This window comes from Streptomyces sp. AM 4-1-1 (assembly GCF_029167625.1).
Classification (GTDB): Bacteria; Actinomycetota; Actinomycetes; order Streptomycetales; family Streptomycetaceae; genus Streptomyces.
Window position 1 is genome coordinate 7,054,120 of record NZ_CP119145.1, and the last position, 20,694, is coordinate 7,074,813.

A 20,694-nucleotide genomic window follows, 5' to 3' on the forward strand; every position below is an offset into this window, starting at 1 on the left:
ATGAACGAAAGCCCCACCGACACATCCGCCTCCTCCTCCGCCGACGGCCTCAGCGACCGCTTCACCGGCACACTACGGCCCTTCCTCAAGTTCCAGGGTGACGAGCCGCTGACGCCGGGGTCGAACCTGCGGACGCTCGGTCTGGACTCGATGCAGGCCATCGAGCTGCTCTTCGCCATCGAGGACACCTTCGAGGTCACACTGCCGGAAGAAGCCATGAACGACACGACGTTCGCCACGGCGGGCAACCTCTGGCAGGAAGTCCGGCAGGCCCTCACGGCTCAGCACACCGGCGCCGCCACTGACCCGGCAGGTGCGTGATGAGCGCCCCCACCGCAACCACCACGTCCGCCGCCGCCCCCCGACCAACCGCAGCCGTACAGGACCCCACCGTGGCCGAACTGGCGCGCCAAGTAGCCGAGGTGGCCGGTGAGCACGCCGAACGGGCCGACAACGAAGCGGAGTTCCCCGCCGAGGCGCTGGCGGAAATGCGCCGCACCAAACTGCTGGGCCTGCTGGTGCCCCGGGCGCACGGGGGCCTGGGCGGTACGACCGCCGACATGGTGGAGGCAAGCTACCTCCTCGGCAGGACCGACATGTCGGTCGCCATGATCTTCGCCATGCACTGCCAGCAGGTCGCGACCCTGGTCCGGCACGGCAGCAAGCTCCTCAACCAGCGGCTACTGCCCGAAATCGCTGCCGGACAGCGCTATCTGGCATCCGTGACCACGGACGCGGGCAACGGCGGCCAGCTTCTCGGCTCCTCAGATGCCCTGGAGGCGAACGCCGGAGAGCTGATCGTCGACCGGTTCGCCCCGGTGGTCACCGGCGGCGAGAACGCCGACGGATATCTGATCACCATGCGGGCGGCCGACGCCGCGTCGGCGGTCGAGACCAGCCTCGTCTACGCCGACCGCGTCCAGCTCGACCTGGAGACCGCCGGTGACTGGCAGTCCCTCGGCATGCGCGCCAGCCACAGCGTCCCCCTGCGTCTCAAGGGACGGGTCCCGGCCTACCACACCATCGGCGAGGACGGCGGATTCCGATCCGTCGCCGTCGCCACCTTCGCGCCGATGGCGCACCTGGGCTGGTCGGCCTCCTGGCTCGGCACCGCCGCCGGGGCGCTCTCCCGAGTCCTGCACCTACTGCGGTCACCGGCCAGCCGGGCGCGCACGGATCTCACCTCGGCGCTGCTCCTGACCAGGCTCTCGCGCGCACGACAGCGCCTGGACCAGGTACACGCGCTCCTCACCCGCACCCTCGCGACCGTCACCCGCGAGCCGGACCTTAGCCGTCCCGCGATCCAGCTCCAGCTCAACGCGCTGAAGATCAGCGCGGCCGAGGAGTGCTACCGGGCCGTCGACGAACTCGTGGACGCGGTCGGGATGCGCCACGGCTATCTGCGCGACTCGCCCACCCGGCTCGAACGGGCGCTGAGGGACCTGCGCTCGGCAGCCCTGAACTACAGCAACGACCGTCTGCACCTCGCCGACGGCAACCTGGTCCTGCTCGACCCGGAGGTGCGCTTTGCCTGACGCACCCCCGCGCCCCGGGCCCGGCGCCGCAGGGATGCCCAGGGCCCATGAGGCAGTAACCCCCGACTTCGCGACTGTCGTCGAACAGGCCCTACATGGTGTCCCGTCGGGCGCCGACGGGACGGAGCTCTGGTCGGCGCTCGGACGGAACGGGATCCTGCGCGACCTGTACGGTGAAGCGGCCCAGCCGACTCCGGACCGGATGTCGACCCTGCTCACCTCGGTGGACGCGCGTGCGGACAACGGCACCACCCTGCGGGTCCTGGTGCAGACGGCCAGCGCGCTGCCCCTGCTCCGCTCGTGCCCGGGGCCGTCCTGCGCCGCCGCGTACGCACAGGCTCTGAACGGCGACGCCCAGGTGGCGCTGGCCGCCACCGACAGCGCCGCTCCCGGGTCGGATCTGACCGCGCTCGGCACCGAGGTGGACATCGACGGCGGCACCCTCACCCTGCGGGGCGGCAAGCGCTGGGTCACCGGGCTCCTCTCCGCGCAGCACGTCCTGGTCCTCGCCCGGCACCGGCCGGGACGCCACTTCACCAGCTTCACCTGGGTCCGCGTTCCCCGCGACGCCCCCGGCGTCCACCGGGAACCGGCCGGCAACACCCTTCTGAACAGCGCGGACATCGGCCACCTCACCCTCCGGGAGGTGCGGCTGCCCCGCACCCACCTGGTGGGCCGGCCCGGTCGCGCGCTGGCTTCCTTCGCCCGCCACATGGCCACCGAGCGACTCGCGGGCGCGCAGTGGGCCACCGCTCTCGCCCGGCGGACACTCACGGCCACCCATCGCCACCTGCTCGCGCGGGAGTCCGGCGGCGAGCCGCTGTGGCACAACCCGGCCGTCCGGCAGACCTTCGCCTCGTCCCTGGTCGATCTCGCCCAACTGCAGGCTCTGGTCCAGGCGCAGACACCGCGTATCGCCCAGGACCGTGACCTGAACGCCGCGGTCCTGCTGAAGGCTGCGGTCGGCATGACGCTCGACAGCGTCCTGGCGCGCTGTGCCCAACTGCAGGGCGCCGACGGAATGGCGGACGGAGGTGCCCAGCACATCAGGGCCGAGACCGCCGTCTGCTCACTAGGCGGCGGGGCCACTGAACTGATGCTGGCCCAACTCGCCGACGGTGCAGAAGCTGCACTGAAAACTCCGGCCCCATGACACAGACACCGAGGCCCGCACCGATACCGGTACCCACACCGTTGCGGGTCGACCGTGGTGTCTGGATCATCCATGGGCCGCAGCAGTACTGGCAGCCGTACCGGTCCTGGTCCCGGCCCCAGGAGGATCCTCAGGATGTCCCGGCCGGTCCCCGACGCGAGGGCAGGCACGGGACCGGCGACCGCCGCCGCCTCGCCGAACACCGCGCGGGCCGCGCCGCGCTCCGTACTCTGCTGCTCCACGTCCGCGCCGAGCTGGCCGCGCTGCCCGTCATCCGGGAAGCGACCGGCAGACCCGCACTCGAAGGGCGGCCCGATGTCAGCGTGAGCATCTCGCACGACGGTGGTGCCGTCGCCGCCGCGGTCTCCTGGAGCGGGCCGGTGGGCATCGACATCCAGCAGCCGTACTCTCCAGCGAGCGAGACGATGCTGCGCCGTTGCCTCCACGACTACGCGGCCGAGGTGCTGACCGCGCCGCCCGCGCACCGGGCCCGGGAGCTGGCCTGGGTCTGGAGCGCCCAGGAGGCATGCGTCAAAGCGGCGGGCTCCGGTCTCGCCGGCCGGCCGTGGACCATCGACGTACCGCCGTACAGCACTCATGGCCGCTGGGGCGGCTACCGGTGGACCAGTCTGCGCGAAGCCAGCGAGACCCCTCTCAGCTGGGCGTTTCTCCCGTCGCCGCACTCCGGCCCGCCCACTTGCGACCACAACACCGCGCACCGGGATGCCTCCGCGCGTATCCGCCCGGCCGACGACCTCAACCCCACCGCACCTCCCCACCCGACCGCGCCCTCCGGCCCCGCCACGAGCGCCGACTTAAGAAAGGCCTGACCCACGTGCCCCAGACCCTCCATGACTGGTTCAGCCGCACAGCAGCCCAGCACGGTGACCGACCGGCACTCCGGACGGGCACAACGACCTTCACCTATCGTCAACTCAGTACCTTGACAGCGCACTTGGCGTCCCAGGTGGGCGCATCGCACTCCGAGGTCCCGCAGCGCATCGGGCTGATGGCCCATCGCAGCCCGGCCACGTACGCCGCCTACCTGGCGATTCAGCAACTGGGCGCCACCGCCGTACCGTTGTCGCCCTCCGCACCCGCGCAACGCAATCACCGTATCGCGCAGCGGGCCGGCCTAACCGTGATCCTCACGGACGGTACGGAGGCTGGCGGCGCACCCGACGCAGCTGACGAAGGGCTCGGTGACGGGCAGGACACGGCACTCCCCACGCTCCTCCTGGACACCACCCCACCCGAGAGCGCCGCGGTCCCCGAGGTGGGTGGCCGCCGCGCCGCCCCGGACGACGTCGCGTACATCCTTTTCACGTCCGGATCGACCGGCACCCCTAAGGGCGTGCAGGTGACCCACCGCAACGCCTCGACGTACATCGCGCACGTCATCGACCGCTACCGCCCCGGACCCGGCAGCCGGCTCTCCCAGACCTTCGACCTCACCTTCGACCTGTCCGTGTTCGACATGTTCGCCGCGTGGGGAAGCGGTGCCACGCTCGTCGTGCCGAGCCGCCAGGACCTGCAGGCGCCGATCCGCTGGGCGGCGCAGCAGGAGCTGACCCACTGGTTCTCCGTCCCGTCGATGGTCTCCCTGGCGTGCCGAATGCGCGCGCTGCCGCCGGGCGCCCTGCCCTCCCTCCGTTGGTCCCTCTTCTGCGGCGAGCCGCTCACCCTCCAGCAGGCGCGGAACTGGGCGGACGCGGCCCCGGGCAGCACACTCGCCAACCTCTACGGCCCCACCGAACTGACCATCAGCTGCAGCGAGTACGTGCTGCCTCGCGACCCCGCCCATTGGCCGCACACCGAAAACGACACCGTGCCCATCGGGATCCTGAATCCCGGCCTCGAACACCTGGTGCTCGACGAGGGAGGCAGCCCTGCCGAAGTCGGTGAACTGGTGGTGCGCGGGCCCCAGCGCTTCCCCGGCTACCTCGACCCGCACGACAACACCGGCCGCTTCGTCACCTTCACCGACGGGCACGGGCACCCGACACGGGAGGGTGAGGCGCTCACCGGGGAGCACTGGTACCGGACCGGTGACCGCGTCCGTTGGAACGACAGCGTCCTGGTACACCAGGGTCGCCTGGACCACCAGGTCAAGATCAACGGCCACCGGGTGGAACTGGGCGAGATCGAGGCGGCGTTGCGCCGTTGCGAGGGCGTCAGCGATGCCCTGGTCCTCGCCCTGCCGGGGCGCGGAGAGGAACTGGAACTCCACGCCGCATGCTCCGGCAGCGCCCGTTCGGAAGACCTCGCCCGGAAGCTGCGGAGACTGCTGCCCCCGTACATGCTGCCGCGCACCATCGCGGTCCGGCCCGAACTCCCCCTCAACTCCAACGGCAAGATCGACCGGCGGGCCGTGGCCACCACGCTCCTGGAGCGCCGTTCTGCCCCCCGCCCCCGGGTCCGGAACTGACCCGGGACCCGCACACGCCGGGACCGACCCCGTGCTCCACACACCGCACACTCCACACCGACGAACGGGATGACGCATGTACGTCCACACCCCCCACGCCCGGCCCCCCGCGCACGCTCCGGTCGCGGAGCAGACCTACCGCGACGTGATCTCCGCGCTGCCCACCGGCGTCACGGTCATCACCACAGAGGGCCCCGGCGGCCCGGTCGGCTGCACCGCCAGTGCGGTGATGTCGCTCTCCGTGGCACCGCCCAGCCTGCTCGTCTCCCTGGCCACGGCGAGCCGCACGCTCGACGCCATACTGAAAGCCGATTCCTTCGCCGTGAACGTGCTGGGCTGGCAGGACAGAGAGCTGGCGGACCGGTTCGCCAAGGCGCCTCCGGAGGAACGGTTCGCGGGCGTTCCCTGGTCGACCGAGCAGGACGTGCCGGTCTTACGCGACACGACGATGACTGCGGTCTGCCGCATCCAGCAGACCCAGCTGATGCTCGACCACACGGTGGTAGCTGGGACCGTCACCTGGAGTCACCGCAGCGAGGTCGCCCCGACCGTCATGTACCGCCACCACCAGCATCCTCTCGCCCGGTGACCACACCCGCCCGGTGCGACCCCGGACGGTTTGCCCGTACGCACCGCCGCCGCACCGGACACTTCTGCGGATACGCCGGTGTCCGCGCTCCGCGCCCAAATTCGTCGGCGAGTGCCCCTCCGGGACTGCGGGCCGGGGCCGTCCGGCTACTCCACGGCCCGGGGGGCGGCCCGACGCTGCCGGTAGGCCGACGCGTTGGCTCTGCTGCCGCACGACGCCTTGTCGCACCAGCGACGGCTGCCCGCACGCGAGCGGTCCAGGAACAACCGCGTGCAGGTCGCACCCGCGCACCGGCGCACGAGGAGCCGGTCGTCGCCGCCGAAGAGTTCACCGGCCCGGGTCGAAACCGTGGCCAGCACCTCGTCGATCCCGCCGCAGCGCTCCACCACGCCGAGCGCCTTCAGAGCGACGGTGACCTGCGGCCCTGCGGCGGTCTCCCGGAGCAGCCGCACGTCGGCCGCGGCCGCATCCGCACCCTGGTCCGCAGCCACGGCCGTGCGGTAGACGGCTTCCCGCAGCAGCCGGGCCCGCGCGAGCGCTGGCCGGCCCACCCGGCAGGGGCGGTCGGTGAGGCCCGCCTGCGTCGCCCAGGCCGCCAGATCCTCCGGCTCGCCCAGGAGTTCCACTGGACGGCTCGTGCGCCAGGTCAGGGTGGCTGCGAAATCCAGGGCCAGATGGTCGCTGACGAAAGTAAAGTCCACAGGCCCAGTGTGGTGCGCCCCGGCATGGAACGGCAAGATCGTGGAATCATACCCTTGACCGATGACGCCAGGGCAGGGCGGATCGGCGGACCGCAGGTCCGCGCCCACCGCCCGGGAGGAGGGCACATGGCCACGACCCCCGCTCCGCTCGCTGCCCCGTCCCAGTTGACCCACTACCTGAGCGTGGCCGTACCTGCCCGGCTGGCCGACGAGGGCGCCCGCATCGGTCTGGTCCTGCTCGCCCTCCAGCGCACCCACAGTGCGAGCCTGGGCGGCGCGCTGGTCGCCGCACTAATGATTCCGCACGTGGTCGCGGCACCGGTGCTCGGCGCTCTGGCGGACCGGGTCCGCCGCCGCAAGCTCTTCCACGCGTCGTGCCTGCTCACCTACGGTCTGGGGCTGGCCGCCACCGCCCTGACCGTCGGACGACTGCCTGCCGGATACGCGCTCGCGCTCGTCGCCGCGACGGGATGCGCCGCTCCGCTGGTCACCGGAGGGCTGACCAGCCTACTGGGCGAACTGGTCCCGCCGGACCGGCTGAGCAGGGCGTTCAGCATCGACTCCACCTCGTACAACCTCGCTGGCATCTGCGGCCCCGCCGTGGCGGCCGCACTGTCCGCCGCGGCCGGTCCCGCCAGCGCTCTGGTCGTCCTGGGCGCGGCCGGGGTCTTCGCCGCCGGCGCGATGGCCACACTGCGACTGGCCCCCAGGCCGGGCACGCGGGAACGTTCCGCCCGCCTCCGGCCCGCCGACCTCGCCACCGGCGCCCTAGAACTCCTGAAGAACCCGCCCCTGCGCGCCGTCACCTGGGCCAGCAGCGCGGGCCAGATCGGCATCGGCGCCCTGCCCGTCCTCACCGCCCTGCTGGCCAAGCAGTACGACGCGGGCTGGGCAGCGGGCGGGCTCATGACCGCCTTCGCCGCCGGGGCGCTCGCGGGCTCGCTGATCTACGCTGTCCGCCCCTGGACCGAAACGCACCCCGAGCGGGTCGTCCTGGCCTGTCTGCTGACCACCGGGCCACCCCTGGCGCTGGCCGCCGTACGGCCCTCGCTCGCCCTGACGGCTCTGCTGTTCGCCCTGTCGGGAGTCTGCACCGGACCGCTTTTCAGCGCACTGCTCGCGGCCCGGGAACGCTACGCGCCAACGGCCGTGCGCACCCAGATCTTCACCCTGGGCGCCGGGCTGAAGAGCACGGCGGCCGCTGGCGGCGCGGCCGTCGCGGGAGCCCTCGGCGGCCTCGGCACCAGCACGCTGCTCCTCGCGGCAGCCGCCTGTCAGCTCCTCGCGACGGGTCTGGGCGCGGCTCTGCTCGCCACCCGCCGCGACGCCCGCGTTTCGCGGGCTTCCGAGGATTTCCGGGCTGACGAGTCTTCGGGGAGCCGTCGCGCCCGTACGGCAGCACCGCGCACCACCGAGTCCCGTAACACCACCGAACCCCGTACACCCTGGGAGAACGGCACATGAGGATCCTGTTCGAGCCCATCGGCGGAGCGCTGGGCATCGGTGCCATCACCCGCTGCCTGGCGATGGCACAGGCCGCGACCATGCGCGGACACCAGGTCGGTTTCCTGGCGCCCGACGGATATCCCCTAATCGACGAGCTGGACCTGGGAGAACGCTTTCGCGCACCCTTTCCCGAACGCACCGCGGAACTCGTCGGCAGCGGCGAGGCGGACGGTTTCACCGAGGCGGTCCTGATACGTGGGATGGCTCAGCCCGACTACGTACGAGCCGCTGTCGATGCGGAAGTCAGCGCCTACCGGACCTTCCGGCCGGACATCGTCGTCACAGAGATGCAGCCCACCGTGCCGATCGCCGCGCACATCACCGGGATACCGTTCGCCTGCACGGTGCAGAGCCCCAATCTCGCCGCGTTCACCGGTCCTAGCGACCGGCCGGAACTCTGCGCGCAGGTGGAGGCGACCTTCGCCGCCCTCGCCCGCGAACACGGACTGCCGGCCCCTAACTCCCTGGAGGGCCTGCTCCACCAGCGCGCCGCCGTGAACATCGCCCCGACCGCGGAGGTACTGGAACCGGCCCTGGGTTCGCTGCCCCGCACCCGCTACGTCGGGCCGGTCCTGCTGCCGTCTCTGGAATTGGCCCCTGCCCCCCGGTACGACGACGCCGAGATCCGCATCCTTGTCTACCTCAGCTTCGGCGCGCTGACCCTCGACACGTTCCTTCCGGTCATCGCAAAGGCATTTCCCGTCCCCCGGCACAGCGTGATCGTCGCGGCACGCGACAAGGACGTCGGCGGCCGCGAGGTCCCCTTCCGGCAGGACAACGTCATCGTCGCCCGCACCCCCGGCATCACCCGGCTACTCCAGGACACCGACCTCGTGATCACCCGGGGTGGCCAGAACGCCCTGATGGCGGCACTCCTCGCCGGGGTACCCGTCATCGGCACACCGGGACGCAGCTCCGAGCCGATCTTCAACCTCGGGGCGCTCCAGGCTCACGGCGCGGCGCTGACGCTCCTGGACGAGCCGAACTCCGACGACCTCGCCGACGCGGCCGACACCCTCCTGAGCCGCAACGCGGGCCAGCACGCGGCCCGGCTGGGCGAGCTGCTCCGGCGGCACGGCGGTCCGGTCGAGGCGGTCGAGGCTCTGGAACAGGCGGTCGTCGCCCACCGCTCACCCACACCAGAAGCCCACTGACGGCCCTTGTGCCCCTACACCGGTAAGCAACTGACGGCCCGCCCTCTCAACCCCACCCCCTGCCCGCTGTCACCGCACACCGACCCGTGGCGCGACACTAAGCCACCCCATGAGAGGTGAATCCCCCTTTGTCCGGCCGTGCCACTAACCCTCTCACCGTCGCCGCAGCACTCTTCGACCTCGACGGCACCCTCATCAACTCGGAGCCCCGAAGCCGGGAGCTGTGGAAACGGCTCTTCGCCGCCCACGGCGTCCCCAGCACCGCCGAGCTCCTCGCGTCGTTCGGGGGGAGGCGCAGCCGGGATGTCATCGCGGAGCAACTACACCGATTCGGACCAGAGTTGACTGCGGAAGACCTGCGCCGCTACCTGCGCGGACTCGACGAGCAGTCGGGGCTACCCGAGGTGGTCCTGATGCGCGGGGCACGAACCCTGCTGGACATGCTCAGGGACGAAGGCATTCCCACCGCACTCGTCACCTCGGGCAGCCGCACCTACGCCACCGACCACCTGACACGCCTGGGCATCGCCGACTACTTCACCACCCTGGTCACAGCGGACGACATCATCCACGGCAAACCCAACCCCGAGGGCTACCTCCTCGCCTGCCGCCGCTTGGAGGTCAGCCCCAGGGACGCCCTGGTCTTCGAGGACTCGGAGGCAGGCTTCCAGGCGGCGCAGGCGAGTGGAGCCCGCTACATCGCCGTTGGCAGCACACCGGCGGCCGGAGCACAGGCGGTGGTCGCCGACCTGGCCGACACGCCCGCGATCCGCAGGGGCGGAGGCGGGGTCGGCGGTGTGACGGCCCAGAACGCTTGATCAATGCCGCAACTCAGGACCGCCATAGCCCTGATAGAGAAGAGCAATTCCACCTGACCTGCCGTTTTCTCCAGCCTCGACCCGGGTGACGTGTGCCCGATAACTTCGCACGTGGAGTGCGTGGCAATTCTGGAGCCTGCAACAAAAGGCGTGTGGCCGGCTCCTCGGAGCCACCAGCTCGGCGTGTTCGTCGGTGGTCAGCCGGTCATCACGCTCGCCGGCGTCGGCCTCGCCCTGCCGGATCCAGCCCCGCAGGGCCTCGGGGTGGACGCCGAGGCCGACGGCCAGCTTCCTGATCTGCGGCTTCGGATCCGAGGTGCGATACATCCGCACCGCACGCTCACGCAACTCCAGCGAGTACTTCCTGGGGCAGCCATGGTCGATGTTCCTCTCATAGAACCATCTGACCCTCTGTCACCACCTTCCGCATCTCGGGGGAACCTCAGACACCGAGGGCACCTGGTGGCTGCGCGACATCCTGGATCAGAGCCTGTACAAGAGGAGCTGGCTGCCCGGTGTTGGACGCGTACGGCGCACCCTGCGGCTGTTGGAGAAGCAGGAGCGGCTGACCAGGCCGCAGCAGATGAAGCGCGGCAGCCGAAGCCACCCCGCCCCCTGATAGAAGGGTAAAGGGGGCAGGCGCCAGGTGGGCTTGATCCGCTTTGACGGACATTCAAGTTCTGGGGTTCAGCCCCGGGAGGATGTCCATCATGGAGAGCATGGGGAAGAAGAAGCCTCGCCGCCCTCGTCGTTCGTTCACGCCGGAGTTCAAGGCCGAGATCGTCGGGCTGTGCAGACGAGGCGACCGCTCGGTCGGCCAGGTCGCCAAGGACTTCGAACTGACCGAGACCGCGGTGCGGGACTGGGTGAAGCAGGCCGAGGTCGACACAGGCGAGCGCAACGGGCTGACCAGCAGTGAGCGTGAGGAGCTGGCCGCGTTGCGGCGGGGGAACCGCCGGCTGCGCGAGGACGTCGACATCCTCAAGCGGGCCACAGCTTTCTTCGCGAAGGAGACCCGGTGACGGTGCACCCGTTCATCGAGGCGGAGAAGCAGGCAGGTCACAGCGTCAAACGGGCGTGTGAGCTGATGAAGGTCTCCGGGACCGCCTTCTATGCCCGCCGCTCCGGACCGCCCGGCCCCCGTGCAGTGCGGGACGCCGAGCTGACCGGGCAGATCACCGAGGTCCATGCGAGATCGCGTGGAACCTACGGGGCCCCGCGCGTGCATGCCGTACTCAAGCGCGAGGGCGCCGGGTGCGGCCGACGTCGTGTCGCACGACTGATGCAGGCCGCCGGCCTGCAGGGCCGAAACCGCCGACGACGGCACGTGACCACGATCCCCGACCCCAGGGCGGCCTTCCGCCCCGATCTCATCACCCGGGACTTCCAGCCCGACCGCACCGGCTCGATGCCCGCTGGTGCGGCCACATCACATACATCCCGACCGAGAAGGGCTGGCTCTATCTGGCCACGGTCATCGACATCGCCTCCCGGCGTGTGGTCGGCTGGGCAACCGCCGATCACCTGCGGACCGATCTGGTGGCTGACGCCCTGACTGCCGCCTGGCGGCAACGTCGCCCAACCCGCCCCGTGATCTTCCACTCGGACCGCGGATGCCAGTACACCAGTCAGCAATTCTCTGCCCGGGCAGCTGAGTTCGGGGTTCGTCTGTCGGTCGGCCGCACCGGTCAGTGCTGGGACAACGCGCTCGCAGAGTCGTTCTTCTCGACCATCAAACGCGAACTGCTCGGCACCTCCGCCTGGCCCAGCCGGGCCGCCGCCCACACCGCGATCTTCGACTTCATCGAGGGCTGGTACAACTTGCACCGACTGCACAGCAGCCTCGGATACCTCAGCCCCGCCGAATACGAGACCGCACTCGCAGCCTGACCACCACACCAAAGGTGTCCGTCAAAGCGGAACAAGCTCACTACCTGCTGCCCCATGAACGTGACGCAGAGCCCGACGGCCTGTACCGAGAGGGAGCTCCCTGCGAGGCTGTCGATCCCAGGACAGTCGAGCCTCGGAAGGTCGGCCGGAAGACCGAGCCTTCCCAGCGCGGCCTGTCTGCGCCAACGGTCGCCTGACGAAGAGCTGATCTCCCCTCACTTCCGCTGCCCGATCGCAGGCCGGGGCGGTCCTGGAAACGGATGTCGGCTATCAGGACACCGGCCTGCTGATGGGCGCCTGCCGGTCATCTGTGACAAGGGCTCGGCCATATCGACCCCGTCCATTCCACTGCCGCAGGGCAACTCGGCATCTTAGGCGAGTAGATACAGGCTACCCAGGGTGGAGGGGCCATGGTGTTCATTGAGTTCGACACGGCAGCGTTACCGCAGGAGCAGCGCTTCGACTGGTGGCGCGAAGCCGTCGGACGGGGAGTTGCTCCCACTCGGATCAGCAGTGAGAGAGCCTCGGACTTCACTGCAAGTTTGGGTTCGCTCGACATGGGAGCACTGCAACTGACCACCATGGCCTTTCCCGCGTTGAGCTCGGAGCGCACTGCGGAGCTGGTTTGTCGCGGGGATCCGGAGACCTACGAGCTGACCCTGATCCTGGACGGGGCCATGGAAGTGTCTCAAGGCCGCAACCACGCCGCTCTCCGCGCCGGCGACTTCGCCCTCTGGACATCGTCGCGCCCCTACCGCGGCCGGGCCGTCAGTACGCCGGGGAGCGGCGCAGCTAGGGCCATCATCCTGCACCTTCCCAGGGCGCTCGTCCCCGTGCGCGAGGCCAGGCTGGGCCCCCTCTTTGCCCGCGCCCTCTCTGCCGGGTCAGGGATCGGCCGAATCCTCGCCGACCACCTGGTCTCGGTTGCCCGGGAGGCGCCCGCCCTGGACGAGCCCGACAGCGAGCGGCTCGGTTTGGCGAGCCTGGACCTGGCCGCAGGTCTGCTCGCAGCCCGTGCCGAGGCACAGGACAGTATTCTCCCAGAAACACGGCATCGGGTGCTGCTCGCACGCATCGACGTCTTCATCCAGGATCATCTGGCCGATCCTCATCTCTGTCCCGACGCCATCGCAGCCCACCTTCACATCTCGGTGAGGCTGCTGCACCAGCTGTTCCACGGCAGAGACGAGACCGTGTCGACGGCGATCCGCCGGCGTCGCCTCGAGCACTGCTACCGGGACCTCACCGATCCGCGACTCCTGACCGTTCCAGTGCACGCAATCGGCGCGCGGTGGGGCCTCACCAGCCCCGAGCGGTTCAGCCGTTCTTTCCGCGCCGCTTACGGCGTGCCGCCGGGTGAGCACCGACGTATGGCCCTCGGTGTGCGCTCTGAGACAACACTTCCTGCACTGTCGGCCAATGACGGATAGCGAGGCTGCGCCCAGACTCGTCAAGCAAGCGACGGGCCAGCCGACTGGTCGCCGGCCCGTCAGGACACGCTCACGGCTAGGGGAATTATGAACAGCAGTATCGGGTTCCGAACGGCAGCAGCGACGGTGATCGCTTTCGCTTCTCTGGGGCTGGTAGCGATCCCTTCCGCCCAGGCGTCCACGCCCGGTCCATCCACCTGCCGGGTCATCAGCCCGCAGGCCACCGCAGAGGGCTACGGTGACGGCCGGGTGTGTGACGGCAACATCACCGGCACCGTGCACGACACCAAAGCTGACGGCCGCTGCCCCTACGTGCGCATCTCCTTCACGCGCGGTGACCCGTGGGACTCCCCGTGGGCCGGGGGCAACGGCAAGTCCGTCAACTTCAGCGGGTACCACGAGGGCGAGTACACGGGCGCGGAGATGAGGTACATCTCTTGCTGAAAGGCATCCGGACGAAAAAGCGCGTGATCACGGTTACCGGCGGCCTGCTGGGAGCCCTCTGCGCGCTCGGACTGACATCGGCTCCCATGGCGCAGGCATCCACCGGCGCAGCGCTTACCTGCAAGGTCGTCGATACAGGCGGCCCCGGCTCGCGCCCTGAGGGGTATGGCGACGCACGGGTGTGCGATGGGAACATCACCGGCACTGTGCATGACACCAAAGCTGACGGCCGCTGCCCCTACGTGCGCATCTTCTTCAATGACGGTGGCTGGTGGGAGTCCCCCTGGGCGGGAGGCAACGGCAAGTCCGTCAACTTCAGCGGCTTCCATTCCGGAGTACCTACCTCGGCGGTGCTCGACTACATCTTCTGCTGAGTTTGTCCTACGTTTTTGGCGCGGGCTGGATTGAGGTGCCCCCCGCAGTGTGGACACAGGGGTTCATGCCGCGAGTGTGAGTTTACGTTCCGTTTGGTGCTGTTGTTCGAACTCGACGGGTGAGAGGTAGCCGAGCGAGCTGTGGCGCCTTCGCCCGTTGTAGTACGTCAGCCACTGGAAGAGATCCAGCCTGGCCTGGCTGATCGTCGTGAAGAGCCTCTGGTGCATCGTCTCCGCGCCGACGAGCTCCAAGCGCTGCGCGAGCTGGGCACCCTGGAGCAGGCCGAGCCCCGCGACGGTGACGAAGCCGTCCGTGACGAGCTGACCCGGCGAGCCGGCGGGTACGTCCAGGCCGACGTCGACGCCTGGCTCGCGCACGCCCTGGCCGCGCACCTCGGGCACTACCGCGACCCGGCCACCCGCGAGGGAGCCGCAGACCTTCTGACGCCTTCGGTCCTTGCGCACGCCGCGCTGCTCGCCGAACTCGCCCGCCTGATCCCCGGCGCCGACGTCGACGAGCTGGCGTTCGTCGCCTGCCTGGCCACCACCGAGCCGGAAGCCGCCGGTGCGCTCGCCGCGCTCCTGACCCGTGTCCTCTGACAGCGAAGTTGGGTCATCTGTCATCGAAGTTGGACTGATGAGCCGGTCGCAGGGAGACTGAATGCCTCGCCTGCTCTGCGGAGGATGATCTCGTGGCACACCTCCCGACAGATGTACGGGCTGCTCTCCGCTTCTTCGCGTTTTACCTGGGCAACGGCACATTGGATGTCGACCTGCTGGACGGGATCGACTATCGCCCTCATCTACTCAACTACGGCTCAGACCTTGAGATGGTTTTCGCGATCTTCGCTAATGTTCTTGAGGTGGATGAGCGGGGTGAGACGGTCAACGACGGCGACGCTCAGTACCGCGCTGCCCAGTGGGTCCGCAGACGCTGTGACCCCGGATACCAGGTGGAACCGCCATTCGAAGCATGGGAGACAGAGCTTCACGGTCCCTGAAGCCCAGACGACCTGCGGCGGAGAAGACGTTCACTCCAAGGGAAACGCGGTTGTCCAACTTCGACGGCAACCCGTCCAGGTCCACTGTCAGGGGGCCTTGTCCCCGAAGCGTGGACACCTGTTCGTGTCGTTATGCGGCAAGTATCAGAGTAGCTGACTGCCGCTCGTAGGCGATCGGTGCCTGTTGTCCGTTCGCCGAGTGCCGTCGGCGGGTGTTGTAGCGCGTGGTCCAGCGGAAGACCGCCAGGCGGCAGGCGCGTGCTCCGTGGAAGCGGCGGGCGCCGCGGAGCGTCTCGCGTTTGAGGGCGGCGTTGAACGACTCGGCGAGTGCGTTGTCCGCGCTGGTGCCGACCGCTCCTATGGACTGCTGCACACCCAACTCGGCGCATGTCTCAGTGTATTGGCGGGAGGTGTACTGGGCTCCGTGATCGCTGTGGAAGACGGCGCCGGCCAGGCTGCCGCGGGTCCGGGCGGCTGCCCGGAGCGCGTCGGTGACCAGGGAGGTGCGCATGTGGTCGGCGATCGACCAGCCCACCAGGCGGCGTGAGAAGCAGTCGATCACCGTCGCCAGATACAGGAACTCGCCGTCGCCCACCGGCAGGTACGTGATGTCGCCGACATACTTCGTGTTCGGCGCGCTCGCGGTGAAGTCACGCCCCAGCAGGTCCGACACCGGCGTGGCGGACGGCTCGGGCACCGTGGTGACCTGGCGCTTTCGCAGCCGCAGCCCGGCGATGCCGCCCGAGCCCGGAAGAGCTGGCAGCGAAGGCAGCACAGTCCCCGTACCGGCAGTTTTGCTCGGCAACGACGAAGGTTTCGTCAGCATAATTGAGCCGCATATGCGCGGCCCTTCTGCGGGCATATGGGCCTGATGCTGCTTGTGTGGACCGGTGTTGTGGGTGTTTCCGGGGGAAGGGGAGGGGCTGATTCCAGGGCGTATACAGGGCGGGTTCGAGGGAAGAGCCCGGGACTTTGTGTGGGGGCTGTGTGAGGTTGTGGGCGCTCGGTGACCACTGGGGTCGCCGGGATCGTCTTCCTGTGGGGGGAAGTTGATGGTTTTACGTGCCTTCGGCATGCCGTCTCGGCGTGCCCGCATGACCGCACGGCATACGTTGACGGCGACGGCCGTGGTGCTGGCGCTCGGGGTGACGGCGCTGCCCGCCGTCGCGGCCGGCCGGCCGGCGGCCCCGGTGTCGGTGTGGGGGAACAAGGAGCAGAAACTGGAGCGGCCGCAGGTCCAGGTGGGGGTGAACCGGGCCCCGGCCCCGGAGCCCGCGGGCGAGGCGTCGGGGGAGCGGGCGGCGTGGCTCCGGGCCGAGTGGGAGCGCACCGACCGGGCCCGTGACGCGGCCGCGGCCGAGGCCCTGGCCCGCAAGCAGAACAAGGCCGCGCCCGTGCCTTCGGCGTCGCCCGTTGAGCCGGACCCCGTACAGACACTGGCCGGGGTCCCGAAGGGGCAGGGAGATGTGCCCTGGCACCGGATCGCCGACACACGTCTGACGGACGCGTTGGTGGCGCGGGTGGACTACTCGACGGGCAACCTGATGCTCGCGGGCACCGACTTCGACATCGCCGGGGTGGGTCAGAAGCTGCAACTGGCCCGTACCTACAACTCGCTGGACGCACCGGCCGGTCAGATGGCGCAGCGTTCCTGGTTCACCTTCGAGCGCCGTCTGGAGACCTCGTTGGCGAGTGGGGTCCTGTGGTACGACGCCGGCGGGGCGACGGTGTCGTTCGTGAAGAAGAGTGATGGTACGTTCACCACCCCGGACGGCTACTCGCGTGATCTGGTGAGGAACAGTGACGGTACGTACACCCTGTCCGACCGCAAGTCCGGATCGAAGGACACCTACACCGCTTCCGGTGTGCTGTCGAAGGTCACCGACCGCAACGACGGTGTGATCACGGTGGTTTCGCACGGTGCGGGGGCCGGGTTCAAGGTCACCGAGTCCCGGTCGGGGCGATGGGTGGACGTCACGAACGACGGCGGGGGCTGGTGGCACGCCACCGACCACACCGGACGCCAGGTCTCCTACCACCTCGACGCCCAGGACCGCCTGCACAAGGTCACCGACACCAACGCGGCGACCGTCACCTACGGCTACGACTCCTCCGGCCGCGTCGAGACGGTCACCACCCAGATGAACCGGGTCACCCGCTTCACCTACGACAGCGCCAACCGGGTCACCTCCATGCTCCGGGCCTCCACCGAGGGCGGCAGCACCGGCCCCACCTGGACCTACGCCTATACCGCCGCCACAGCCACCGCAGCGGGGACCACCACGGTCACCGACCCCGAGGGCGACGCCACGACGTACGTACACAACGCGGACGGCGAGGTCACCAAGGTCACCGACCCCCTCACCCACTCCCGCTCCACCACCTACCAGGCCCATCTGGCCACCACGGCCGTCGACGCGATGGGTTCCGGGTCGGCGGCGGGCAACACCACCACCTACGGGTGGGACACCCGCAACAACCCGACGTCCGCCGCCCTGCCCAGCGGCGCCACCGCGCAGATGACCGGGTGGCTGACCAAGGCGGGCATGGACGTCCCCGGCACGCTCGACACCCCGGACAACAGCAAGACGAACTACGCCTACGACGCGGTCGGCAACACCACGTCCGTCGCCGTCACGGGCACCGGCGGCGGGACGACGAACACCGACTACAACCCGGCCACCCCCACCTGCGGCGGGTTCAAGGGCCAGAAGTGCTCGGTCACCGACGCCCGCGGCAAGAAGACCTCGTTCACCTACGACGTCAAGGGCAACCTGACCACCATCACCCCGCCCACCCCGCAGGGCGGGACCACGATCACCTACGACTACGCGGGCCGCCCCGACGTCGTCAAGGACGGCCGCGGCATCCAGACCGTCTACACCTACGACCACCGCGACCGCATCACCACCGTCTCCTCCACCAACCAGACCGTCCGCTACACCTACGACGACGACGGCAACCAAACCTGGCGCAAGGACGCCACCGGCGAGACCGACTACGCCTACGACACCCTCTCCCGCGAGATCTTCCGCTCCCTGCAGGACGACTCCGAAGCGACCCTCGCCTACACAGCGGCCGGTGACCTCGACACCTACACCGACCCCATGGGCACCACCCACTACACCTATGACAGCGCGGGACGCCTCACCTCGCTGAAGGACCCGTCCGGCCGCACCACCACCTACACCTACAACAACAACGACAAGCGCACACACACCAATTACCCCGGCGGCACAGTACAGAAAGTCACCCTCGACAACGACGGCAAACCCACCGCCGTCAAGACCACCAACACCACCACCAAGCTGATCGACCTCGCCTACACCTACACCCAGGCATCAGGCGACCCCGGCACGAAGATCTACACCCGCACCGATCACAGCACCGGCCTGAAGACCGCCTACACCTACAACAGCGCAGGACGCCTGACCAACGCCAAGGAGACCAACACCGCCTCCGGTTCCCGCACCGCGTCCTGGCTCTACTGCTTCGACACCGCAGGCAACCTCACCCACCAGGACACAACAGCGGCTTCGTGTCCCACCACACCCACCTACGCCTACGACAACGCCTCCGAACTGATCTCCAAGTCCGGCTCCACCACCGGCTGGTCCTACGACGCCGCAGGCAACGAGACCGCCGCCGCACCCGTCGGCGGAAGCACCCGCACCGGCGAATCATGGTCGGACCACAACCAGCTCACCAGCATCACCACCAACACCAACACCACCTACGACCTCAGGCACGCCGGGACCACCAACGACGAACGCACCAAGCTCGGTGACACCTGGTTCCACCAGACCCAGCTCGGCCTCGCGTCCACCACCACCGGCGCCACCGACACGGGATTCGTCCGCGAACCCGGGGGCACCCTCAACTCCATGACCCGCAGCGGGAACAGCCACTACTACCTCACCGACGCCACCGGCAACATCCTCGGCGCCGTCGACCACACCGGCACCCGCACCCACACCTACGCCTACGCCCCCACCGGCACCCCCCGCACCACACCCACCGAAACCACCCCCCAGCCCTACCGCTACGCCGGCGCCTACAACGACCCCACCGGCCTCTACAAAATGGGCGCCCGCTACTACGACCCCAACCTCACCCGCTTCACCCAACCCGACCCCTCAGGGCAAGAAACCAACACCTACCTCTACGCCACCGGCGACCCCATCAACCACACCGACCCCACCGGGCTGTGGGACTGGGGCAAGTTCGCCAGCAAGACCATCGGCACAGGTGTAGCCGGTGGAGTCGGAGGCTGCGCGGCTGGCGCTCTCGGGTCCATCTGGACGGGTCCGGGTGCCGCGGCCGGTTGCGGAATCGGTGCCGCCACGGGTGGCGCGGGCGGTCTGGTGACAGGCGCCGTTGACTACACCTGGTCAGAGATATTCGGCTGACATCGCATCGCATCGAACGGAGTTCGAAATGGACCCTATTTGGATTGTCGGCCTTGTCGTGGGAGCGGTGATCGGTGGACTCGCCGTCGTTCTCATAGGAAGGCGGCGGTGAATCCGCAGGAGTCTTGGACTCGTACCGGCGCAAGCGTAGAGCGCAGCGCCGCCCACCGGAGCACCGACCGGAAGCTGCAACAGGCCGGGCCTGGACAGAGGGCGTCGGCTGCTTCTTGAGCCTCCGGACCTGGCCCGGCAGGAACCCCGTCGACGGCGCAGGCGAACCCAGGCCCCCTGGGGCACACCCGTGCCGTCGGCGGCGGCGGCCGAAAGACTGTGCGAACTCGCCGGAGAACGGAGTATCTCCCCAGCGCTTCGTCCCGTTCGCCCGACGTAGAACTCATGCCCTTCGCCCGGTCACGAGACAGGCGGTTTACGTCTGGCCCGCCGGTTGTGGCCGTCCGGAGCGCCCCGGACGGCCACAACCGTTTCTCGGTGTGCGGGATGTCAGCCGTCGGTTCCTGAGGGAGGCCGTCGTCGAGGACGATGCGGATGGTCTGACCCGGTCTGTCGGTGCCGGTGAGTTCGGTTTCGGCAGAAGGTCGTGGCCAGTACCCGGTAGCCCTGCAGGGGGTGGCGGTGGAGCGGGTGTCCCACAGCTTGATCCGGGCAGCTCGCAGTTCGGCAGCGGAAAATCGGTACGCGGTGGCGACGACTGCCCGTCGGCCGCCAGGCCCTGCTCGCACTGGCCTACCCGAGGTGCGGCGGCACCTACACCCGGCTTGCCGCCGGTTCGGGATTTGAAGTCCTGGCCGCTTTCGCACCGACTCCGGCCGAGGCAATGGATGCGGCTCGGACGAAAAGGTTCGTGCTGGACGAGTGCCGCGCTGGCAGGCCCACACCGCCTCCAGGACATGGGCGGGCAGGAGAGGCATTCGTACGTGCTTGGCACGGTGGTCAGTGGTGATGCAGTCGCCGACCATCTCGGCGGCTATCTGCCAGTTCAGGGCCGGCCGTAGGTAGCGGGGGTGTCGTCCAGGGTCCGCGCGGCGGCCGAACCCACAGTTTGGAGTACCTCGCCGACCAGCTGGGCGTCGGCGTTCCAGGCCAAGCCAGAGGACAGGAAGACAGGGCGGTCAGGAGCGCTGCGGGAGCTAGGCATGCGGAGAATCTGCCCAGAGGGCTGCTGATGAAGCCCGGCTCTGGCGTGCCCCTGTGGTGGGAATTGCTCCGGGCCGTCCGCCGCGTCCTCGGGCGCCCGCACGCCC

At 69.3% G+C, this 20,694-nt stretch carries 20 protein-coding genes and 4 pseudogenes; 19 read left to right on the plus strand and 5 right to left on the minus strand.

Going from position 1 to position 20,694, the window contains the following annotated elements:
• The 6 genes from PZB75_RS30015 to PZB75_RS30040 all read left to right on the plus strand — a co-directional run bounded on the left by PZB75_RS30015 (window position 1) and on the right by PZB75_RS30040 (window position 5,705).
• Window positions 1-321 carry an acyl carrier protein gene (locus PZB75_RS30015; protein WP_275538443.1) on the plus strand — a complete coding sequence of 107 codons (321 nt, stop codon included), beginning with the start codon at window positions 1-3 and terminating at the stop codon, window positions 319-321.
• Window positions 321-1,535 carry an acyl-CoA dehydrogenase family protein gene (locus tag PZB75_RS30020; protein ID WP_275538444.1) on the plus strand — a complete coding sequence of 405 codons (1,215 nt, stop codon included), beginning with the start codon at window positions 321-323 and terminating at the stop codon, window positions 1,533-1,535. Before PZB75_RS30015 ends, PZB75_RS30020 begins: the two co-directional genes overlap by 1 nt.
• The gene (locus PZB75_RS30025) at window positions 1,528-2,688 is read left to right on the plus strand and encodes an acyl-CoA dehydrogenase family protein (protein ID WP_275538445.1); all 1,161 of its coding nucleotides are present in this window, start codon (window positions 1,528-1,530) and stop codon (window positions 2,686-2,688) included. Before PZB75_RS30020 ends, PZB75_RS30025 begins: the two co-directional genes overlap by 8 nt.
• Window positions 2,685-3,518: a 4'-phosphopantetheinyl transferase superfamily protein gene (locus tag PZB75_RS30030; RefSeq protein WP_275538446.1), complete on the plus strand. Its 834-nt coding sequence runs from the start codon at window positions 2,685-2,687 to the stop codon at window positions 3,516-3,518. The genes PZB75_RS30025 and PZB75_RS30030 overlap by 4 nt, the downstream gene beginning before the upstream one ends.
• A 5-nt stretch (window positions 3,519-3,523) precedes the next feature.
• Window positions 3,524-5,116, plus strand: a complete 1,593-nt coding sequence (locus tag PZB75_RS30035; RefSeq protein WP_275538447.1) for an amino acid adenylation domain-containing protein — start codon at window positions 3,524-3,526, stop codon at window positions 5,114-5,116.
• 76 nt (window positions 5,117-5,192) lie between these two features.
• Entirely contained in the window at window positions 5,193-5,705 is a 513-nt protein-coding gene (locus tag PZB75_RS30040; RefSeq protein ID WP_275538448.1) for a flavin reductase family protein, read from the plus strand.
• A gap of 146 nt (window positions 5,706-5,851) precedes the next feature.
• Here the strand turns inward: PZB75_RS30040 and PZB75_RS30045 are convergent, their stop codons facing one another.
• Window positions 5,852-6,406, minus strand: a complete 555-nt coding sequence (locus tag PZB75_RS30045) for an ABATE domain-containing protein (protein ID WP_275538449.1) — start codon at window positions 6,404-6,406, stop codon at window positions 5,852-5,854.
• A 126-nt stretch (window positions 6,407-6,532) separates the two neighbouring features.
• Here PZB75_RS30045 and PZB75_RS30050 point away from each other — a divergent pair, with 126 nt between their 5' ends.
• From PZB75_RS30050 to PZB75_RS30060, 3 genes are all read left to right on the plus strand, one after another.
• Complete coding sequence (locus PZB75_RS30050) at window positions 6,533-7,870, plus strand: MFS transporter (protein ID WP_275538450.1); 1,338 nt, start codon at window positions 6,533-6,535, stop codon at window positions 7,868-7,870.
• On the plus strand, window positions 7,867-9,066 hold the full coding sequence (locus PZB75_RS30055) for a hypothetical protein (protein WP_275538451.1): 1,200 nt from the start codon (window positions 7,867-7,869) through the stop codon (window positions 9,064-9,066). The genes PZB75_RS30050 and PZB75_RS30055 overlap by 4 nt, the downstream gene beginning before the upstream one ends.
• Window positions 9,067-9,194: 128 nt before the next feature.
• Window positions 9,195-9,884, plus strand: a complete 690-nt coding sequence (locus tag PZB75_RS30060) for an HAD family phosphatase (RefSeq protein ID WP_275538452.1) — start codon at window positions 9,195-9,197, stop codon at window positions 9,882-9,884.
• Here the strand turns inward: PZB75_RS30060 and PZB75_RS30065 are convergent, their stop codons facing one another.
• Window positions 9,885-10,268, minus strand: coding sequence for a transposase (locus PZB75_RS30065; RefSeq protein ID WP_343286286.1), 384 nt, complete (start codon window positions 10,266-10,268; stop codon window positions 9,885-9,887). It abuts the gene before it with no gap.
• Window positions 10,269-10,594: 326 nt separating this feature from the next.
• On the opposite strand from PZB75_RS30065, the gene PZB75_RS30070 reads away from it, so the two are divergent.
• The 6 genes and pseudogenes from PZB75_RS30070 to PZB75_RS30095 all read left to right on the plus strand — a co-directional run bounded on the left by PZB75_RS30070 (window position 10,595) and on the right by PZB75_RS30095 (window position 14,022).
• On the plus strand, window positions 10,595-10,906 hold the full coding sequence (locus tag PZB75_RS30070) for a transposase (RefSeq protein WP_275538453.1): 312 nt from the start codon (window positions 10,595-10,597) through the stop codon (window positions 10,904-10,906).
• Between the two features lie 232 nt (window positions 10,907-11,138).
• Window positions 11,139-11,774, plus strand: a complete 636-nt coding sequence (locus PZB75_RS30075; RefSeq protein WP_275538454.1) for an IS3 family transposase — start codon at window positions 11,139-11,141, stop codon at window positions 11,772-11,774.
• Window positions 11,775-11,815: 41 nt separating this feature from the next.
• Window positions 11,816-11,971: pseudogene (locus tag PZB75_RS30080) on the plus strand (DUF6009 family protein); the annotation flags it as partial.
• A 213-nt stretch (window positions 11,972-12,184) separates the two neighbouring features.
• Window positions 12,185-13,204: a helix-turn-helix domain-containing protein gene (locus tag PZB75_RS30085; RefSeq protein ID WP_275538455.1), complete on the plus strand. Its 1,020-nt coding sequence runs from the start codon at window positions 12,185-12,187 to the stop codon at window positions 13,202-13,204.
• An 87-nt stretch (window positions 13,205-13,291) separates the two neighbouring features.
• Window positions 13,292-13,648 (plus strand): hypothetical protein, encoded by a 357-nt coding sequence (locus PZB75_RS30090; protein ID WP_275538456.1) that lies wholly within the window; start codon window positions 13,292-13,294, stop codon window positions 13,646-13,648.
• A complete protein-coding gene (locus PZB75_RS30095; protein ID WP_275538457.1) occupies window positions 13,642-14,022 on the plus strand; it encodes a hypothetical protein in 381 nt (126 codons plus the stop codon). The genes PZB75_RS30090 and PZB75_RS30095 overlap by 7 nt, the downstream gene beginning before the upstream one ends.
• A gap of 63 nt (window positions 14,023-14,085) precedes the next feature.
• On the opposite strand, the pseudogene PZB75_RS30100 reads toward PZB75_RS30095, so the two are convergent.
• Window positions 14,086-14,256, minus strand: a pseudogene (locus tag PZB75_RS30100) (integrase core domain-containing protein); the annotation flags it as partial.
• Here PZB75_RS30100 and PZB75_RS30105 point away from each other — a divergent pair.
• Together PZB75_RS30105 and PZB75_RS30110 are read left to right on the plus strand one after the other, a co-directional pair.
• Complete coding sequence (locus PZB75_RS30105) at window positions 14,245-14,622, plus strand: hypothetical protein (RefSeq protein ID WP_275538458.1); 378 nt, start codon at window positions 14,245-14,247, stop codon at window positions 14,620-14,622. The pseudogene PZB75_RS30100 and the gene PZB75_RS30105 sit on opposite strands and share 12 nt — an antisense overlap.
• 92 nt (window positions 14,623-14,714) lie before the next feature.
• Window positions 14,715-15,023: a hypothetical protein gene (locus PZB75_RS30110; RefSeq protein WP_275538459.1), complete on the plus strand. Its 309-nt coding sequence runs from the start codon at window positions 14,715-14,717 to the stop codon at window positions 15,021-15,023.
• 130 nt (window positions 15,024-15,153) lie between these two features.
• Here the strand turns inward: PZB75_RS30110 and PZB75_RS30115 are convergent.
• Window positions 15,154-15,762 (minus strand): annotated as a pseudogene (locus PZB75_RS30115) (IS3 family transposase); the annotation flags it as partial.
• A 355-nt stretch (window positions 15,763-16,117) separates the two neighbouring features.
• On the opposite strand from PZB75_RS30115, the gene PZB75_RS30120 reads away from it, so the two are divergent.
• The gene (locus tag PZB75_RS30120) at window positions 16,118-19,432 is read left to right on the plus strand and encodes an RHS repeat-associated core domain-containing protein (protein ID WP_275538460.1); all 3,315 of its coding nucleotides are present in this window, start codon (window positions 16,118-16,120) and stop codon (window positions 19,430-19,432) included.
• Window positions 19,433-20,126: 694 nt separating this feature from the next.
• Window positions 20,127-20,219, plus strand: a pseudogene (locus PZB75_RS30125) (IS5/IS1182 family transposase); the annotation flags it as partial.
• A gap of 210 nt (window positions 20,220-20,429) precedes the next feature.
• On the opposite strand, the gene PZB75_RS30130 reads toward PZB75_RS30125, so the two are convergent.
• Complete coding sequence (locus tag PZB75_RS30130; RefSeq protein WP_275538461.1) at window positions 20,430-20,588, minus strand: hypothetical protein; 159 nt, start codon at window positions 20,586-20,588, stop codon at window positions 20,430-20,432.
• Window positions 20,589-20,694: the final 106 nt, after the last annotated feature.

Coding starts and splice junctions, on each gene's coding strand:
- PZB75_RS30015 (WP_275538443.1), top strand. CDS start 1: ATGAACGAAAGCCCCACCGACACATCCGCCTCCTCCTCCGCCGACGGC.
- PZB75_RS30020 (WP_275538444.1), top strand. CDS start 321: ATGAGCGCCCCCACCGCAACCACCACGTCCGCCGCCGCCCCCCGACCA.
- PZB75_RS30030 (WP_275538446.1), top strand. CDS start 2,685: ATGACACAGACACCGAGGCCCGCACCGATACCGGTACCCACACCGTTG.
- PZB75_RS30040 (WP_275538448.1), top strand. CDS start 5,193: ATGTACGTCCACACCCCCCACGCCCGGCCCCCCGCGCACGCTCCGGTC.
- PZB75_RS30050 (WP_275538450.1), top strand. CDS start 6,533: ATGGCCACGACCCCCGCTCCGCTCGCTGCCCCGTCCCAGTTGACCCAC.
- PZB75_RS30055 (WP_275538451.1), top strand. CDS start 7,867: ATGAGGATCCTGTTCGAGCCCATCGGCGGAGCGCTGGGCATCGGTGCC.
- PZB75_RS30070 (WP_275538453.1), top strand. CDS start 10,595: ATGGAGAGCATGGGGAAGAAGAAGCCTCGCCGCCCTCGTCGTTCGTTC.
- PZB75_RS30085 (WP_275538455.1), top strand. CDS start 12,185: ATGGTGTTCATTGAGTTCGACACGGCAGCGTTACCGCAGGAGCAGCGC.
- PZB75_RS30090 (WP_275538456.1), top strand. CDS start 13,292: ATGAACAGCAGTATCGGGTTCCGAACGGCAGCAGCGACGGTGATCGCT.
- PZB75_RS30120 (WP_275538460.1), top strand. CDS start 16,118: ATGACCGCACGGCATACGTTGACGGCGACGGCCGTGGTGCTGGCGCTC.
- PZB75_RS30130 (WP_275538461.1), bottom strand. CDS start 20,588: ATGCCTAGCTCCCGCAGCGCTCCTGACCGCCCTGTCTTCCTGTCCTCT.